The sequence below is a fragment of the Blautia acetigignens genome (assembly GCF_025566865.1).
Classification (GTDB): domain Bacteria; phylum Bacillota; class Clostridia; order Lachnospirales; family Lachnospiraceae; genus Blautia_A; species Blautia_A acetigignens.
On sequence record NZ_JAOQJM010000009.1, the window covers coordinates 14,555 to 32,083 of the forward strand.

At 40.6% G+C, this 17,529-nt stretch carries 19 protein-coding genes and 3 pseudogenes; 10 read left to right on the plus strand and 12 right to left on the minus strand.

Annotated elements, in window-relative coordinates:
- Positions 1-275 precede the first annotated feature (275 nt).
- Positions 276-890, minus strand: coding sequence for a site-specific integrase (locus OCV70_RS19380; RefSeq protein ID WP_243280823.1), 615 nt, complete (start codon positions 888-890; stop codon positions 276-278).
- Positions 875-1,744 (minus strand): IS701 family transposase, encoded by an 870-nt coding sequence (locus OCV70_RS11625; protein WP_243280824.1) that lies wholly within the window; start codon positions 1,742-1,744, stop codon positions 875-877. The genes OCV70_RS19380 and OCV70_RS11625 overlap by 16 nt, the downstream gene beginning before the upstream one ends.
- Before the next feature lie 651 nt (positions 1,745-2,395).
- Here OCV70_RS11625 and OCV70_RS11630 point away from each other — a divergent pair.
- A complete protein-coding gene (locus OCV70_RS11630; protein ID WP_117849520.1) occupies positions 2,396-3,754 on the plus strand; it encodes an MATE family efflux transporter in 1,359 nt (452 codons plus the stop codon).
- Between the two features lie 115 nt (positions 3,755-3,869).
- Here the strand turns inward: OCV70_RS11630 and OCV70_RS11635 are convergent, their stop codons facing one another.
- The 3 genes from OCV70_RS11635 to OCV70_RS11645 form a co-directional block, all read right to left on the minus strand.
- Positions 3,870-4,727, minus strand: a complete 858-nt coding sequence (locus OCV70_RS11635; RefSeq protein ID WP_330385722.1) for a reverse transcriptase domain-containing protein — start codon at positions 4,725-4,727, stop codon at positions 3,870-3,872.
- A gap of 66 nt (positions 4,728-4,793) precedes the next feature.
- Complete coding sequence (locus OCV70_RS11640; RefSeq protein ID WP_243280825.1) at positions 4,794-5,777, minus strand: PDDEXK nuclease domain-containing protein; 984 nt, start codon at positions 5,775-5,777, stop codon at positions 4,794-4,796.
- Between the two features lie 124 nt (positions 5,778-5,901).
- Positions 5,902-6,048 (minus strand): hypothetical protein, encoded by a 147-nt coding sequence (locus OCV70_RS11645; protein WP_173767103.1) that lies wholly within the window; start codon positions 6,046-6,048, stop codon positions 5,902-5,904.
- Between the two features lie 264 nt (positions 6,049-6,312).
- Between OCV70_RS11645 and OCV70_RS11650 the strand changes: the two are divergent.
- Both OCV70_RS11650 and OCV70_RS11655 read left to right on the plus strand, forming a co-directional pair.
- A pseudogene (locus OCV70_RS11650) lies at positions 6,313-6,525 on the plus strand (SAM-dependent methyltransferase); the annotation flags it as partial.
- A gap of 81 nt (positions 6,526-6,606) precedes the next feature.
- A complete protein-coding gene (locus OCV70_RS11655) occupies positions 6,607-7,818 on the plus strand; it encodes an ATP-binding protein (protein WP_416795313.1) in 1,212 nt (403 codons plus the stop codon).
- Between the two features lie 286 nt (positions 7,819-8,104).
- Here the strand turns inward: OCV70_RS11655 and OCV70_RS11660 are convergent.
- Positions 8,105-8,206 (minus strand): annotated as a pseudogene (locus OCV70_RS11660) (TnpV protein); the annotation flags it as partial.
- Positions 8,207-8,378: 172 nt separating this feature from the next.
- Here OCV70_RS11660 and OCV70_RS11665 point away from each other — a divergent pair.
- The 4 genes from OCV70_RS11665 (at position 8,379) to OCV70_RS11680 (ending at position 10,731) form a co-directional block, all read left to right on the plus strand.
- Complete coding sequence (locus OCV70_RS11665) at positions 8,379-9,290, plus strand: AraC family transcriptional regulator (RefSeq protein ID WP_173767101.1); 912 nt, start codon at positions 8,379-8,381, stop codon at positions 9,288-9,290.
- Between the two features lie 88 nt (positions 9,291-9,378).
- Entirely contained in the window at positions 9,379-9,981 is a 603-nt protein-coding gene (locus tag OCV70_RS11670) for an HDOD domain-containing protein (RefSeq protein ID WP_117849523.1), read from the plus strand.
- Positions 9,982-9,992: 11 nt separating this feature from the next.
- The gene (locus OCV70_RS11675; protein ID WP_117849524.1) at positions 9,993-10,595 is read left to right on the plus strand and encodes a sugar O-acetyltransferase; all 603 of its coding nucleotides are present in this window, start codon (positions 9,993-9,995) and stop codon (positions 10,593-10,595) included.
- Positions 10,585-10,731, plus strand: a complete 147-nt coding sequence (locus OCV70_RS11680; protein ID WP_173767099.1) for a hypothetical protein — start codon at positions 10,585-10,587, stop codon at positions 10,729-10,731. Before OCV70_RS11675 ends, OCV70_RS11680 begins: the two co-directional genes overlap by 11 nt.
- Positions 10,732-10,800: 69 nt before the next feature.
- Here the strand turns inward: OCV70_RS11680 and OCV70_RS11685 are convergent, their stop codons facing one another.
- Positions 10,801-11,211: a hypothetical protein gene (locus OCV70_RS11685; RefSeq protein WP_243000112.1), complete on the minus strand. Its 411-nt coding sequence runs from the start codon at positions 11,209-11,211 to the stop codon at positions 10,801-10,803.
- Positions 11,212-11,227: 16 nt separating this feature from the next.
- Positions 11,228-11,767 carry a hypothetical protein gene (locus tag OCV70_RS11690; RefSeq protein WP_243280828.1) on the minus strand — a complete coding sequence of 180 codons (540 nt, stop codon included), beginning with the start codon at positions 11,765-11,767 and terminating at the stop codon, positions 11,228-11,230.
- 178 nt (positions 11,768-11,945) lie between these two features.
- Between OCV70_RS11690 and OCV70_RS11695 the strand changes: the two genes are divergently transcribed.
- On the plus strand, positions 11,946-12,398 hold the full coding sequence (locus OCV70_RS11695; protein ID WP_173767097.1) for a MarR family winged helix-turn-helix transcriptional regulator: 453 nt from the start codon (positions 11,946-11,948) through the stop codon (positions 12,396-12,398).
- Positions 12,395-13,165 carry a sulfite exporter TauE/SafE family protein gene (locus OCV70_RS11700; RefSeq protein WP_117849526.1) on the plus strand — a complete coding sequence of 257 codons (771 nt, stop codon included), beginning with the start codon at positions 12,395-12,397 and terminating at the stop codon, positions 13,163-13,165. Before OCV70_RS11695 ends, OCV70_RS11700 begins: the two co-directional genes overlap by 4 nt.
- 91 nt (positions 13,166-13,256) lie before the next feature.
- Here the strand turns inward: OCV70_RS11700 and OCV70_RS11705 are convergent, their stop codons facing one another.
- The 4 genes from OCV70_RS11705 to OCV70_RS11720 are packed head-to-tail and all read right to left on the minus strand — an operon-like array spanning position 13,257 to position 16,316.
- Complete coding sequence (locus OCV70_RS11705; protein WP_173767095.1) at positions 13,257-14,102, minus strand: metal ABC transporter permease; 846 nt, start codon at positions 14,100-14,102, stop codon at positions 13,257-13,259.
- Positions 14,099-14,812: a metal ABC transporter ATP-binding protein gene (locus tag OCV70_RS11710; protein WP_173767093.1), complete on the minus strand. Its 714-nt coding sequence runs from the start codon at positions 14,810-14,812 to the stop codon at positions 14,099-14,101. The genes OCV70_RS11705 and OCV70_RS11710 overlap by 4 nt, the downstream gene beginning before the upstream one ends.
- A complete protein-coding gene (locus tag OCV70_RS11715) occupies positions 14,809-15,885 on the minus strand; it encodes a metal ABC transporter substrate-binding protein (RefSeq protein ID WP_021925373.1) in 1,077 nt (358 codons plus the stop codon). Before OCV70_RS11715 ends, OCV70_RS11710 begins: the two co-directional genes overlap by 4 nt.
- Positions 15,886-15,896: 11 nt before the next feature.
- On the minus strand, positions 15,897-16,316 hold the full coding sequence (locus tag OCV70_RS11720; protein WP_021925374.1) for a Fur family transcriptional regulator: 420 nt from the start codon (positions 16,314-16,316) through the stop codon (positions 15,897-15,899).
- A gap of 228 nt (positions 16,317-16,544) precedes the next feature.
- Between OCV70_RS11720 and OCV70_RS11725 the strand changes: the two are divergent.
- Positions 16,545-17,500: pseudogene (locus OCV70_RS11725) on the plus strand (L-lactate dehydrogenase).
- Positions 17,501-17,529: the final 29 nt, after the last annotated feature.

Sequence of the window (17,529 nt, forward strand, 5' to 3'; positions counted from 1 at the left end):
AGATTTTGTGAACGCTACAAGCCATGCAAAATGGTGAAAATAACGCCCCGCAAGTTTACTTGCGAAGGCGTTTATTTTTGCTATTTTATAGGGCGACAGCCCTACAGCGAGGGAATTCTTTCCCGAGCTGTGCATGGCGTATCTCACAGCTTCACAGGGATTTTCACTTTCTTTCGCACTCGATTTTCTTGATTTAACCACATTTTTACGACAAATCTTTGGAAAAATATATTCGTCTGATTTTCTTACCACATTTTACGACAACGACTTATGGTTTATACCACAGCAGGTACGGTTTCCGGCAGGTTCATTTTAGACATTTCATTCTCCACATGAGACTTTTCTGCAATATGATTGTAGACATTCATGGTGATCTGTGCATCTGAATGGTCTTCGCTACGGTCGGCGCTAAACGGATGTCCATTCTTTGTATTGAAGATGAATCCACTGCGTCCTCCAATCTCCACATTACTCTGCAAACCAAGCATCAGATTCAGTTCTCTCTGCTTACGGAACGCATCATATACCATCTGCGTCATAGGAATACCTCTGATATCTGCATCCGTTTTGGTTTCTGAATTATGGAAACAATATCCTTCACCGCCTTCATAATACACAAGCTGTCCACCTACATGAATCTCCCGGTTCTTCATATCCACATAGACTTGTTGATGAATCAGCTGTTTTAAGGCCTTTGTCATAGCATTTGATTTTATATGTGTTTCGATATTTTTCACGAAAGTGGCAAAAAATATCTGACTGCGAATGCCCTGACTTAATTCAAAACGAAACTCCTGTACGCTTTTTGTACGGTACTCAGAAAAATGTTCGTTCTGATAGGGCAGAATCTTCATGGCACAGTAACTGATGTTAATCAGATTGACAAGCATTTCAATCCCTTTGCAGCTTCGCACCATATAGTTACAAAAAGACCAGAACGTTTTCTGTTCATAGTAGCTTGTTTCAATATTCCTAATGCCGATATCGGTATTATGTTCCACCGGAACGAGTACAAAAACAGCGGAATATATTTCATCCTGTCACTTCCTGTCTGGTTTAATGGTTCTTTTTCCTGCCAGGCACAGAAAATCTGCAAGTCTTCCGGGAAAATGGTGCTGAAAAACAGGCGTTTTGTACCGTGTTCTTTTTCAGTAGCGGTCACATAAGCCTGAATTTCCCGACATCCAAAAAGGTTGGTGATCACACGGTGTGCTCCGATATAGTAATCTCCGATCTTTTCATTGGAAAAAGCAAAATCTGTTTCAACAGAAAGTCTCTTCCCATGTTTGGCGGGACGTCCTCTGCGGCCGGTATGTGCAGGAGCATACATGACAGAATCAATCCTGGCATTGCCGATAAGATCCAGATTCAGGTATTCATCAACGATTGAAACCAGATTTCGCTTTGTGTACCAGCTGTCACAGAGGATAATAACCTGCTTTTTCTCCTGAAATTCAGGCATGACCTGACGGATCATGGATGCAGCAAGTTCCAGCTTTGATTCTTTTTTCTGCCACATGCGATATCCAAGAGGAAGTGAAAGATAAGATACCCTGTCATTCTTCCATACAGGTGTGCAAAGCATAATACTTACAAAGCAGTGTCCATTCAGATAATTGGAACCATTATGTGCGGCATGGTCAAAGAGTTTTGAAACATTCTCAAACCGAGTTCCTGCCTTTGCTACCATGGTATCATCCACACAAAGAAATATCGGCTGTGTTGCCAGTGAATCCGGTATCATTCTCAAAGCAACTTTAGCTGTGATATTCATAAAGTGGGAATAATCAACTTATGCATAGGAACATGCGTGGTAAAAGGTATTGAGGGATTTTGTGGTAATCCCAGACAAAAAGTGCTGATATAAAAATCGAATGGAATGTACAGATTCCAATGTTAGTATTGATAAAACGAGTAAAAACAAAGTATCTGCTGTTGGAGCAAAAAAAGTTTCAAAATAAATCAAAAAATATTTGTGAAGTCTACCAGTCAGAGTCTTTTCGTTGTATAATGTCTTTGTCGTACAGGGTCACTTTCCTTTGTAATGTTTTGGAGCAAACTCATTATACATCAGAAAGCCCTGTACAATATTTTTTTATGAAAAAGTTGTAAAGTGGTGGTCATATTTGTAAATAGCCATTGTCTCTACAGAATATATTGCTGCAAATATAAAGTCTCCATCCATAATTTATTGCTTTTTGCAATTGAAGCAGGGGACTTAACTGATTCAGTTAATATATCTACAATAACAGATAAATTTATATCATCCGGATGAAATATTATATTTCATTTTTCACGTTAATGATATAAAATTATCAATGTAAATATCAGAGCATATTTGAAAAATCATTCTCAATCCTTTTCAAATATGCTCCGGAAAGGAACTTTTATACCAATGAAAACCAGGATTCAGGATATGACCTCCGGTTCGCCGGGACGGTTGATCATTCTTTTTGCAATTCCCCTGATGTTGGGGAATATCTGTCAGCAGCTTTATACAATGGTGGATACCATGGTCGTTGGCCAGATTGCAGGTGTAGAGGCTCTTGCAGCACTGGGCGCTGTTGACTTTCTGATGTGGGTTGTCACAGGAATATCCACCGGACTCACCCAGGGATTTTCCATTCAGCTTTCCCAGTATTATGGGGCAAAGAATTTCGAAAATCTGCGTAAATCTCTGGCACACAGTTATCGGCTGACCGCATTCATCGCAGTGGGAGTATTCATTCTCAGCCAGTCCTTTGCTTCACTGATATTAACAGGACTGCATACACCTTCCAATATTATCGGAATGTCTCTGTTATATCTGCGCATCATTTTCTGTGGAATCCCGGCCACAGCCGCCTATAATATGTTTGCCTCTGCCCTAAGGGCTATGGGAAACAGCAAAACACCACTGACTGCAATGATCATCGCATCTGTGCTGAATGTTTCACTGGACATCCTTTTTGTGGCAGGCTTCGGATGGGGTGTTGCAGGAGCAGCAATCGCAACTGTAATCGCACAGAGCTTCTCTGCTGTTTACTGTTTCCTGATTTTACGCAGAATTGATATCGTTCATCTGACCAAAACAGATTTTATGCCTGCCTCCGGCATGAATGCCCGCCTGATGAAGCTTGGCATTCCTGTTGTATTCCAGAATATCATCATCGGTGTGGGCGGTCTGGTAGTCCAGTATGTGATCAATGGCTACGGTTTCCTTTTTGTGGCAGGATTTACAGCTACAAATAAGCTTTATGGTCTGCTGGAAATGGCAGCTATTTCCTATGGATATGCCATCGTTACTTATGTGGGACAGAATCTGGGAGCCGGAAAGATTGACAGGATCAGGAAAGGTGTCCGCAGCAGTATGCTGCTTTCCCTGCTTACCTCACTGATCATTTCTGCTGCCATGTTTTTATTTGGAAAAAATATTCTCTCACTTTTCATTTCAGGTGAACCACAGCAGACACAGCAGGTACTGGCAATTGCTTTTAAATACCTCTCTATTATGGCTGCCATGCTCTGGGTTTTGTACTTCCTGTACGTGTACAGATCTGCACTTCAGGGGCTGGGAGATACCTTAATGCCTATGGTAAGTGGTATGGCTGAATTTGTCATGCGTATCAGTGCTGCACTGATCCTTCCCCATTTCATCGGACAGGACGGTATTTTCTTTGCAGAGATCGCAGCATGGAGCGGAGCCACTATGATTTTATGCATCAGCTATTATGTGCGGATGCATAAATATAATTATAGCAATCCTCTTAATTAATGCATTTGAGACAGTTCTGCAGAGTGCAAAAGACAACATGATTTCACCCCAAAAGAAACGGCTACAAACCCAGTAAATATGTGATAACATATCAATGGGCATTGTAGCCGTTTTATCATCTTGCAACTTTTATTTCTTCCGGATACAAAGATTTATGGATACATTCTCCATTGCACCATACCTGGAATCCTTTTTCCCGGTGATATTTTTCTCCGGTTTTATCATAGATAATGCTCAGTTCTTTTTCCTGGCATTTTATTTTTTCCAGTCTGTAGCAGGACCATTCATCCGGAATCGTAGGCCGTATACGGATTTCTCCGTTTTCCATTACACCGCTTTTCAGATAGCGCTTTATCAACTGTACCACACGTTCATCTTTTACATTCTTCCGGAGAAGATTTATGAGAATTTCATGATTAAGAGTATCGAAGTACTTTGACAAGTCAAGGACTACAGCAAATGTATAGCCTTGTTCGGCATACTCCTTAACCTTAAGTATTGCATCTTTTGCACTTCTGTTCGGACGATAGCCATAGCTACCATCTGCAAACAGCGGTTCATAGATTGGCACTAACTGTTGGGTTATTGCCTGTTGAAGTGTACGGTCTATCACTGTTGGTATGCCAAGCTTTCGCACACCACCATCTGGTTTTGGAATCTCAACTCGTCTTACTGGAGACGGAGTATACTTTCCACGATAAATGCGGTCGGTTAACTCTTGTTGATGTTCCTTTAGATATGGAAGAGCCTTCTCAATGGTCATGCCATCAATTCCCGGCGCTCCCTTGTTTGCCTTAACTCTCTTATATGCTCTGTTAAAGTTGTCTTTATACAGTATCGCTTCCAAAAGTCTCGGCTGTGCACTGTCTCTTTCTTTCCATATCCGATTGAATGACCTAGACGCTTTCACATACCCTTCATGTTCCGCATTATCTCTTTGCGAACAGCCATTGTTTTCAATGTTTTCTGCCATAGACGGTCATTCCTCCTTTCTACTACAATATATTTATGGTTAATAACCCTTACAGCCAGTAAGGAATTATCCATCTTGTTGCTTAAGCTGTATAATGATGGAGCAATAGGTATGTGTAATTTCCGACGTTTTTAAATCAATCAATACAAAACACTTCAAAATGTAATTGTAAAAAACAAGATCAATGTAATAATCTTCTTTTTCAGTTCGAATATGCTGTTGTCTCGCTACAAACGCATATCCTTTCCCCAACTCCATGAGAAATTTTTGAATATGCGTGATAATTCTCTGCTCCAATTCGCTTTCTGTAAAGTCTGTATTAGAAGATAATCCAAGAAATTCTGCTATTACTGGATTTTTGATAAATTCCAGCTTATCAGCCTGATAAGAAGCTGTCAGTTCTTTCATTTCTTTTTCAACAGGTTCTACATTTTGAGACATGAGCATTCGGTAATAATACTGTGAAGAAATATTCCGTTGCAAAGTCCGAACTGACCATGTTTGCTCCTGTGCTTCTTTTGCATACCATGCCCGTGCCTCTGCTGATGTTTCCTGAAGCAAAATTCTATAATGTGTCCATGACAAGGGACGCCCAGACTTTGGACGCAGTGAGTCCAAAATTTGAGGAAATTCCTGATGAAATTTCACATATTTATACAGACTACTAAAATCAAAACCTTTACCATATTTTTCTTTTAATTCTGCTGATAGCTTTTTCATAGTTTTTTTGCCATAGTCCGCTTTTCCATTTTCATTCAGACACTCTATAGCAATTCGTTTTCCCAACAACCAGTTCCTTTGAACCAGAATTATATCGACAGCCGCATACGCAATACTTTGTGCACTCTCCACGATTTCGCATGTATCAGCAAATAAATCTCCTGTTTCATGATAAGCAATCATACTTTTATTTAATTTTGAACTCGGTGAATCCAAACTTGTTTTTTCTTTTTCAGAATGTTTTTTTCCATCAAAGCAACCTCCTTTTTCGATAATTGTTGCGACACTGTCGCAACTTTTCCATTTTGAAGTTCCAGATTGACACCCCAAAACGATTTCTTTAAATCTCCAAAATCTATGTTCTTATTTTACCCCAACTCTTTCATTCTGCCTACTGCTATTTCATGTTCACATATAATAATGATGTCGCAATCCACGACCTCATCGCCTTCATTTAAACATAAATCAATTCCTTGAGAATAATCTCTTCCGCAATCGCTTTGTGTTGATTAGCAGCTCTTACCCAGACCATCTGTTCACCTGACTTATAAGTAAGGTTCGAGATCAGATATCCATTTACATTCGTGTACGTTAATTTCATTTTATTAGCACTCTCCATTTCTCATCATTTTTTGACCACAAATTTACGACATTTACGACAAATCTGACACTGCTTTACAATACCAGACAAAATGACTGATGCCTCGGAAAGCCTGTAAAACAGGCACTTCCAAGACACACAAAGCAGGACAAAAATCGACTTCCATTATCAAGAGGTGAGTGCTAATTATTTTGTGAACTCTTTGTGAATTTGTGATTGTTTGTGATTTGTGATTGTGAATGTTCACAGATATTGTTCAGCCTTCCGGAACAGGCAACAAACTGGGACTGGTTCTCTGAAAAGATTATAAATGCCGGAAGACCAATCAAGGCATTGAACCTTTTTGCCTATACCGGATGTACAACACTTGCAGCAGCTGCTGCCGGAGCAAGCGTAACGCATGTAGACGCATCCAAAGGTATGGTTGCATGGGCAAAAGAAAATGTAGCTTCTTCCGGATTATCTGACAAGCCAATCGGCTCCCTGTTATAATACCCATCAATACGCATATACTATCTATATCTCTATCCTCATTGAACAAGACAACTTATTCATAATATTGTCTTGCGCACAAGACAATATTTTCTAGAAGCCAATGTCAACTATTGCTTTGTTGGTATCAGAAGAACCGGAAAGTCATATATGATGTATCAACAAATAAAACAATTAGAAGCCGATGGAATTCCCTTGTCCCAAATTATTTATGTAAATTTTGAAGATGAGCGTCTTTTGGAAATGACTGCTGAAGATTTAAATCTCATTTTAGAAATTGGATTAGAAATATCCGAAACTGATATCAAGCCATATTTATTTTTAGACGAGATTCAAAATATTAACGGGTGGGAGAAGTTCGTTCGCAGAATTGCAGATATGAAGTATCGAATCAATATTACCGGCAGTAATAGTAAAATGCTAAGCAGCGAAATAGCTTCCACTTTAGGTGGGCGTTTTGTTATTATGAATATTTATCCATATTCTTTCTCTGAATATCTTATTGCAAATAATATGACAAAGAATTACCTGGATGTTATTAGCACCAAAGACAGAGCAGATGTCCAAAATCAATATAACAAATATGTAACCTATGGAGCATTTCCAGAATTAGTTGAGATAAGAAATAAACGAGCTTTTTTAAGCAGTATCTATCAAACTGTATATCTCGGTGATATTATAACCAGAAATAAAATCACCAATGATTTTGCAATAAGGCTAATCCTAAAGAAAATTGCAGAATCTGTCACAAAACCTTTATCGTATAACCGACTGACTAATATATTAAAAAGTAGTGGAATGTCTATCGGTAAACAAACCGTAATAAACTATGTCAGCTATATGACAGACTCCTACCTGCTCTTTACTCTGCAAAACTATGCCGCCAAACTTGTAGAAAAAGAAACTTCTCCTAAGTATTACTTTATGGATACCGGACTTCTAGGACTTATGCTGCTAGACTGCAAATCTGCTCAGCTGGAAAATCTTGTTGCAATCGAGCTGATGCGACGTTATGGTACCGAAAATGTCTATTTCTTTGAGAATAATGTAGAAATTGACTTTTATGTACCATTAGACAATCTTGCTATCCAGGTCAGTATGCAGGTTCTAGATAACATAGATACAAGAGAACGTGAAACCAGAGCCTTTGTGAAGCTAAATAATTTTATCCCCAACGCCAAATGTATTCTCATTACTAATAGCGAAGAGGCGGTTATTGATTGCGATGGAATCAATATTGAGGTAATTCCTATTTGGAAATGGTTGTTGGATAACTAATCGGTATACGGTGCTTTCAATAGTTGACGTGCACGGGCTGGTAAACTGTGGCTAAATCATAATAGCCACTGTTCCCAGTTCTTTCAACAAGGATTCCCTTACCGAAAGCACACACTGGTGTGTTCCATATTGCTCTGTAAATACATACGGTAGCGTACGTCTGCCGCCATAACCATTTTCTGTTCCACTGCCATTTGAAGTGCCAAACTGGCATTTCAAGTTACTTTACCGCACAATCATTTCTTATGAGTTCCCAAAATCTTCCCATTTTACCCTATTTTTCTCATTCTGCCCACTGCTTCAAAATCACTTCTTCCCGTTCTCTGGCTGCCTTATCTACTTCCAGAAGGTGTTCTCCAATTGTATCCTGTAAAAGCATCACCTGAGTGCTAATTATTTTGTGAGGCTTTTGTGACCTGGCTTTGTGCCTTTTTGTGACGCTACTATTTTTTATAATCTTCCGAATGCATCTGTTTTGATTGATTCATAATTACCGAGCTATTCCCGTATATTTAACCCATAAAGCAGATACAAAATCCCAGACGTACAGGTGATCAGACATGAAAAATATCCATAGCATTGAATTTTATACCGGAAGCAAGGAAGAATTGCTTCCCGGTTTTGAAAAAGATTTTCCCTATATCGCTTCGAGGGCAGAACTTGACAAATATATAGGGTGTTATGTACCGTGGCACTGGCACAGGACAGTGGAACTTTTTTATATGGAAAGCGGCAGCATTGAATATGATACGCCAGGAGGAAAAATATTGTTTCCGGCTGGAAGCGGCGGCATGATAAATCCCAATGTACTCCATATGACAAAAGCAATATCGCAGAAAGAAAAGAATATGCAGTTACTTCATATTTTCGACGTATCCTTACTTGCTGGAGAACAGGGAAGCAGGATTGATCAAAAATATATTTCGCCTGTCATAACAGCCCCGCAGATTGTGGTAATCCCGCTTTTTCCGGGCAATGCAGAAGAAGAAAGGATTTTGAAACTGCTTGCTGCCTCATTTTGTTTATCCGGTGATGAATTTGGATATGAAATAAAACTACGGGAAGCTCTAACGGAAATATGGCTCATGCTTTTTGAACTTTCTCGTTCTATGCGTGATAAGAAAAATGAACATAACAAAAGCAACGATAAAATAAAGCTGATGATGATATACATTCATGAACATTACAGAGAAAAAATATCTATTCCGGAACTTGCTGCGGCAGCATATTTAAGCGAAAGGGAATGTTATAGAGTGTTCCATGACTGTCTGCACATGACACCCGTAGAGTATATAACAGCTTACCGTTTACAAGTTGCCTGTCAGATGTTGGCAAAGGGGCAGGAAGCTGTTACTGTTATCAGTCATGAGTGTGGTTTAGGGAGCAGCAGTTATTTTGGAAAGGTTTTTCGGGAATATGCACATTGTTCACCTATAGAATATAGGAAAAAATGTCAGAATAGTGATAGGTAATGGCGGAAAAGAAATATTTTTCCTATGTCTTTTGCATTATAATGATACTTGTAAAGAAAATCAACAATTTACAGGAGGTGAACGCAAGGTGGTAAAACTGAACATTCAGACCGCGGAACTGGCATTAAGGGAAGCGTCAGAATCCAATCCGGGAGCATGGGCAGACCATTCCCGTTTTGTAGCCGAAGCATGTAAAAACATCGCATCACATTGTAAAGATTTATCTTCTGAACAGGCATATATTTTCGGGCTGTTGCATGATATTGGACGCTATGCCGGAGTGAGTTCGGAAAGGCATCTGATAGACGGCTATCGGTACTGTATGGAGCGCGGATGGGAAAAAGCTGCACAGATATGTATATCCCACGCATTTATGATACAGGATATTGCCACATCTATCGGTGAGTTTGACGTCAGTGATGAGGATTACCTGTTTATGAAAGAATTTGTTGCAAATGCGGTATATGATGATTATGACCGTCTTGTACAGTTATGTGACGCATTGGCTATGCCGACGGGGTTCTGTCTTTTGGAAAAGCGATTTGTAGACGTGACAATACGGTACGGCGTTCACACGGCGACAATAGACAGGTGGAAAAAGATTTTAGAGATTAAAGAACAGTTTGAAAATCAGATTGGCTGTTCTATCTATTCTCTGCTTCCGGGCATTGTGGAAAATAGTTTTCGTTAAGGAGGGATATTATGTATTACGAATCCAGTGATTTTTTGGAAACTGCGGACAGCGATACATTAAAGCAGATTGCCCGCACAAGGGAATTGACACGGGAATATTATTTTTCTGATTATGTAGATATGGAAAAACGCACTTCCATTCTTCGGGAGCTGTTGGGTGGAATGGGAGAAAATGTGGCAATCGACACGCCTTTTCATTGCGACTATGGGAAAAATATATTTTTGGGAAATGATGTGATAATCAATATGAATTGTACCTTTGTGGATAACAAAACTATCCGAATTGGTGACAGGGTATTGATTGCGTCAAATGTGCAGATGTATACATCTTCGCACCCTGTATTGCCACAGGAAAGGCTTGTGCCGGATTGGAGGGAACGCAAGACAACATTTTTCAGAACCTATGCACGTCCGATAGAGATAGAAAACAATGTCTGGATTGGCGGCGGCTGTATTCTTCTTCCCGGAGTCACTATAGGAGAAAACAGCGTGATAGGGGCTGGAAGCGTGGTTACCCGCCCTGTCCCTCCTAATTGTGTTGCAGTAGGGAATCCATGCAGGGTACTACGTTATTTTGATACAGACAGGGAAAGGTGGCAGCATGAAGTATAAGCATATTGTTTTTGACATTGACGGTATTACTATTAAGATTCCCACTATGAAAAGCACAGCTACGATTGCCAGAATCCTGATAACCCATACTTCTCCACCTGTATATGCTATTTTCTGGTTAAATCCATTATCATAAGTTGGATATACCAGCCATTTACAAAATCGAATATACCACATGAATGGAGTCATGAAAAAATCTATGAAATCATGTTGAAAAGCACCATTCTGTAGAATTGCAAACAGAACTACCATAATGTATCCCATTCCCCAGAAATACTCCATACATTCCAGTCGCATAGAATCGTTTATTTAAATCCTGTAAAGAAATGCTGGACATATTGGTGATTCCAACTACATGCTGGATCAGCGATACTGCCACAGACTCTCCGGTTCCACCATTTCCTTTCAGTGTAAGGAATTTCTGAAACTGCGTATCCTGTGTCATGCAGTATCCAAAATACTCCCAGAATGTCTGCTGTTCTTCTTTGTTAGGAAGAGACGATGCAAGATACTTTTTGATATTTTCTCCACCCTGCAATACCTGCTCCCTGTCCTCCGGATAATAGGGAAATGGTATCTGATTGATTGTCAGATAATCTGGATTGTGTTCCAGCATTTCACCCGTAACCGGATCATAATATCCATTTTACCCCATCATGGTCTTCCAAGAAAACACCATGCTCATAATAATACGGTGTGATTCCCACCACAAAAAACTGAACATTCTCCACCAGATAATCTACAATCTCCATATCCCGGACACCTTTCACATTCCCTTTTGCATCAAATAAGTGAAAACAGCTCAGTTCCGGTTCTTCTTTTGGATCTCGCTCAAACCGAAGAATATACTGTTCCAGTAATTTCTCAACTTCTTTCTGATTATCCAGTTTGCCAAGATACTCTTTCTCTTTGAACAACTGCCAGCCTGCTTTTCCATCAAGACCAGCGTCTTTGAAAAATGTCAGTAACTTATCATTTACCCACTTCACTGAACAGGAAGCCACATAATGATAGGCACTCTGACAGCTTCCAGTAAACTGAATAGCTCTCATTTCTTCTATAAAGGAATCTGCACTGAAATAATATCCGTCATCTTCCTGGACCAGACAAAATGACTGATGCCCCGGAAAGCCTGTAAAACAGGCACTTCCGGGATACACAAGACAGGACAAAAATCGACTTCCATTATCAAGAGGTGAGTGCTAATTTTTTGTGAAGAATTTGTGAACTTGTATATCCTTATGTAGAGACTTTCCTTTTTTTGCTATCACATATTGACATATCGCAAAATTTATTCTAATATTAGAATGTTTAATTTTAGAACAATTGTAAAGAAGGTGACACTACATCATGAATCCAATCGACCTTATCTTCATTAGTACCAAGACCATGAAGGCATACGAAGCCTTTTGTCAGCCTGTATGCAAAAAATTCCAGCTGAATCAGACCAGCTTTGATGTACTTATGTTTCTGGCAAATAACCCAAAATACAACACAGCCAGAGATATCTGCGAAATTCGCGGAATTCGCACCGGCATTGCGTCTGTAGCAGTTGATTTTCTGGTATCAAACGGCTATCTGTTACGACAGTCAGATGACATCGACCGACGAATCTGGCGTCTGCTCATCACAGAAAAAAGTGCTCCCATCATTCAGGAAGGTCGGGCTGTTCAGCAGGAATTTGGAAAGCGCCTGACTCATGGTATCTCAGAAGAAGAGCTTGCAGCTTATACACAAATCATACAGAAATTCAAAGAAAATATTCTTGCAATTACCCACAATAAGAAAGGAGAATTATTATGATTACAACTGTCATTGTCTGTATTCTTGCCGGACTTGGTGCAGGACTTGGCACAGGCTTCGCCGGAATGAGTGCAGCTGCGGTAATCAGCCCTATGCTGATCACGTTTCTCGGAATGGACCCTTATCAGGCAATCGGAATTGCGCTTGCCAGTGATGTACTGGCCAGTGCAGTTTCTTCCTATGAATATGGAAAGAACAAAAACCTGGATATCAAAAACGGTCTGGTAATGATGTTCACTGTCATGATTTTTACCTTTATTGCCAGCTTCCTTTCCAAATTTATCTCAGGAAATACTATGGGAAGCTTTTCCACTTTTATGACTATGCTTCTCGGTATTAAGTTTATTGTGAAACCAGTTATGACCACCAAGGAAAAAATGATGGCTGTTGACAAAAAAACCCGCATTATCCAGTCCATCCTCTGCGGCACTGTAATTGGTCTGATTTGTGGTTTCATAGGTGCCGGCGGTGGAATGATGATGCTTCTTATCCTTACCTCCGTACTTGGTTACGAACTGAAAACCGCAGTCGGAACAAGTGTCTTTATCATGACCTTCACCGCATTTACAGGTGCTGCCAGTCACTTTTATCTGGGCGGTATGCCAGACATTACCGTTCTGGTTCTCTGTGCTGTAAGCACTTTGGTATTTGCCCGCCTTGCTGCTGTATTTGCGAACAAAGCATCTGCCAAAACACTGAACCGTGCACTTGGCGTTGTGCTTACCGTTCTTGGCGTAGTGATCCTGGCGGTAAAATTTTTCCAGTAGCAGCCAGATTGCACCTGCATTAATAGCAAAAAAGACAGACAACTCAGTATTTTTAAGTACTGTTTTGCCTGTCCTTTTTATTGCTATCATCTTATCTTTCCAATATTTTTCCGATAATGCTTGTTACAAGAAATGCCACAATGTCCACAGCTACAATGGTAGAACCAACCGGAGTTCCTCCCAGTATAGAAACAATAATTCCAAAAAATGCACACACCACAGACAAAATTGCAGAAAAAATAATCACAGCCCGAAAGCGCTTATAAATCCGCATAGCTGACAATGCTGGGAAAATAATCAGCGCAGAAATTAAAAGAGAGCCTACCAGATTCATGGCAAGTACAATAATTACCGCCGTAATCACCGCAATCAGCAAATTATACACATCTGTTTTTGTTCCTGTCGCTTTGGCAAAATTTTCATCAAAGGTTACTGCAAATATCTTGTGATAAAAAACCACAAACAAAATCACCACAATGGCAGAAACAACTACGCAAAGCCATACCTCCGTTCTCGTCAATGTAAGAATAGAAGTGGAGCCAAACAGACTGCTGCACACATCTCCGGAAATATTGGCACCCGTGGAAAATACATTCATCAAAAGATATCCCACAGCCAGCGCTCCCACTGAGATCATTGCAATTGCTGCATCCCCCTTTATCTTTGTGCTCTGACCGGTTCGAAGAAGCAGCACAGCACAGATTACTGTCACAGGCATTACAAACAGCATGTTGTTACTGAAATTCAATACTGAGGCAATGGCCATAGCACCAAATGCCACATGAGAAAGTCCGTCACCGATAAAGGAAAATCGCTTAAGTACCAAAGTAACGCCTAACAGGGAAGAGCACAACGCAATGAGAATTCCAACAATCAGCGCATACCACACAAATGGATACTGAAAATAAAATGTCAGCTTTTCAATAATTCCGCTCATGCTTTTGCCTCCTCTCCTGCAACCGCAAGATGTTTCCCGATTTTACTATTCATATATTCCTCTTTTGTTCCAAAGAAAAGTCTATGTCCGATATGAAGCACATGGCTGGCGTAATTTGCCACTTCCCCAATGTCATGTGAAATCATAATAATTGTTACATGGTCTTCTTTATTTAATTCACTGATAATCTGATACATATCCGCAGTTGCCACCGGATCCAGGCCGGAAACCGGCTCATCCAGAAGAAGGATTTTTCTCGTAGCACATAAGGCTCTGGTAAGAAGCACTCTCTGCTGCTGTCCACCGGAAAGCTCTCTGTAACAACGAGCAGCCAGATCGGTAATTCTTGTTTTTTCCATGAGTTCTCTGGCTTCCTTCTTCTCGGCCTTGGTATAAAACGGGCGAAGTCCCATTCTGCCCAGAAAGCCGGACATAACAATCTCTTCTACAGATGCCGGAAAGTCTCTCTGAAGAGCTGTCTGCTGAGGAAGATATCCAATCTCATTGATTTTCAGTCCATCCCCCATGGTAATGGTTCCTGCCATAGGCGACTGCAGATGAAGAAGAGTTTTCATTAACGTAGATTTCCCTGACCCGTTTTCTCCTACAATACAAAGATAATCTCCGGAATTTACGGTAAAGTTCAGTCCTGACAAAATAGCTTTTCCCTCATAGCCAAGAGTCAGATTTTCACATGTGATCAGTTTCATAATGCCTCCTTCAGAATCTCAAGATTATTTTCCATGATAGAGAGATATGTAGTTCCCTCTTCTACTTCCTTCTTTGTAACAGACTGCATGGAATTTAAAGACAAAATCTTCTGATCTTTGGTTTTCGTATTTTCAATCACTGCTTTCGCAATCTTCTGGTCTGAGTTTTCTATAGTGAATACCACCGGAAGCTTCAACTCATCTAATTTTCCGGCAAGAAATGTAATGGTTTCAAAGCTTGCATCTGTTTCCGCAGAACATCCTGTAAAGGCAGCATAATAGGTAAGCTCATAATCATCTGTCAGATAGCGGAATGGAAAACGATCTGCAAAAAGGACTGTTTTAAACTGAGACTGTTCTACAGTTGTCTTATATTCCTGATCGAGGACCGCCAACCTCTCCTCATAAGTATCTGCATTCTGCTGGTAAAGCTTTGAATGCTCTGGATCAGCGTCGGCAAGGATACTGGCAATGGTGTCACAGAAAAGAGACGCATTTTTCAAAGACAGCCAGACATGCTCGTCATATTCCAGATCATCATCATGGGTGTGTCCGTCTTCGTGGGCGTGTCCATCTTCGTCCTGCATCCCCTCCACAATTTCTTCCTCTTTCACCTGATCTCCCAGCACCTCCATCAGATTGACGACCTTTCGGTTCGGGTTTCCGGCGCCTTTCAGCGCATCAGCTACCCAGGCATCAGATTCGCCGCCTACATAAATGAATATGTCACAGGTAGATACTTTCAAAATATCCTCCATGGTAGGCTGGAAGCTGTGCATGTCAGTTCCATTGCCAAGAAGCAAGGTAAGCTCCACATTGTCAGCCTGTTCACCCAGGATTTCTTTTACCCAGTCATATTCCGGAAAAATGGTGGCTACAATCTGGAGCTTCTGACTATCTGAACCGGCATAATTTTGTCCGCTTCCATTAGCCTCACTCTGGCTTTCCGTCACACCAGAATTGTCAGCTTCCACCCCAGACGCACTTACACCGCATCCTGCAAGAAGACCTACAGTGCCTATTGTGACAGCTGACAAAAGTAACTTTCTGAATTTATTTGTTAATTTGTGCATAATCAACCTCATTATTTTTCTCTACACTCCTCACAGATTCCATAAAACACCGTCCTGGTAAAATCCCACTGGAATCCATGGTCTGCCAGCATATGCTCTCCCAGATGTGTCATCTCTTCACATTCCAGATGAATCACCTTTCCGCACTTTTCACATTTGCAATGAAAGCATAAATGCTTATGACAATGCTCATCATGTCCCAGATATTCGAAGCACGCGCTGCTGGTTCCGTCCACCACATATTTGGCAACCAGGCCCTGCTCCACCATCCGGTCAAGCTGGCGGTAAACCGTTGTGATTCCAATGGAACTTCCCTGATTTTTAAAGTATTTACATATATCACTAACCGTAACATGTTTACCTTTCATAGAGCACAGATAATTCTCCAGCTCTGTAATCTGCCTGGTACGATATTGTGCTTTTTCACTCATTGCTTACGCCTCCAATTTGAAAATCATTTTCATATTATAACAGGTTCGTTTTCAAAGTCAATATGAAAATCGTTTTCATTTTTAACATACTTTATTTTTTTACAGTGCAATCTAAAATACACTTGTTTCTGCCACACACAAGTGCTATTCTATTCGCAAGTTAATACATTAAAGCGGTTACTAATCAAATCATGAGCCGTAACCACTCTTTCAAAGGAGACTATTATCATGGAAAATATAAGTTATGGAAAAATTGTTCTGATTGGTGCAGGTCATGTGGGATCTGCAATTCTGGACTCTCTTCTGCGAATGAATCTTGCAGATGAGATTGTTGTCATAAACAGAAATGAAAAAAAAGCATTGGGGGTCGTACTGGATGCCGGCCACACCACTGCCTTTGCATACAGTGCCAATGCAAACATCCGCGTAGGTACCTACGAAGACTGTAAGGACGCCCAAATTATTATCAACACTGCAGGTCCCAGCATTCAGCCTGGCAACTCCCGTGACCGCATGGTACTGCTGCAGACCAATGTGCAGGTGATGAAAGAAATCATGACACAGATCACTGCTTACACCCGGTCTGCTATTATTATTAATGTTTCAAATCCTATGGACATTCTTACCTATATTGCACAGACGGAATTCAACTATCCTCGAAATCTTCTGATTGGTACCGGTACTCTCCTGGACACTGCCCGCTTTAATAAAATGCTTGCCGACTTGTGTGGTGTAGATGCCAAAAATGTCACCGGCTTCGTTCTGGGGGAACACGGTGGGACCAGTTTTATTCCATGGAATGCAGTTAATATTGTTGGAATTCCTTTTCATGATTTTCAGAAGCAGTTTGGCCTGAAAGAGCCTGTTGACTGTGAGAAGCTGCTTCACGAGGTGAAGGTCAGCGGTCTGGACATTGTAGAACTGAAGGGCTACACAAGCTCAGGCATCGCCTTAGCGTCTGCCGTCTTGTAGGAGCCATTATGCGAAATGAACGTGCCGTCGTACCGGCTTCTGTTGTTCTGGAAGGTGAATATGGTTTAGAGGGAATCGCAATGAGCCTTCCATGCGTTATTTCACGAAATGGCGTGGAACGCACACTGCAGATTCCGCTGGATAAAGAAGGTGAGAAAAATCTTAAGATCTGCTACGAGTATCTTCGTAATGTAATCGAGAGTATTTCCTGACACCATAAACAATAAAAGCTTACTACAAC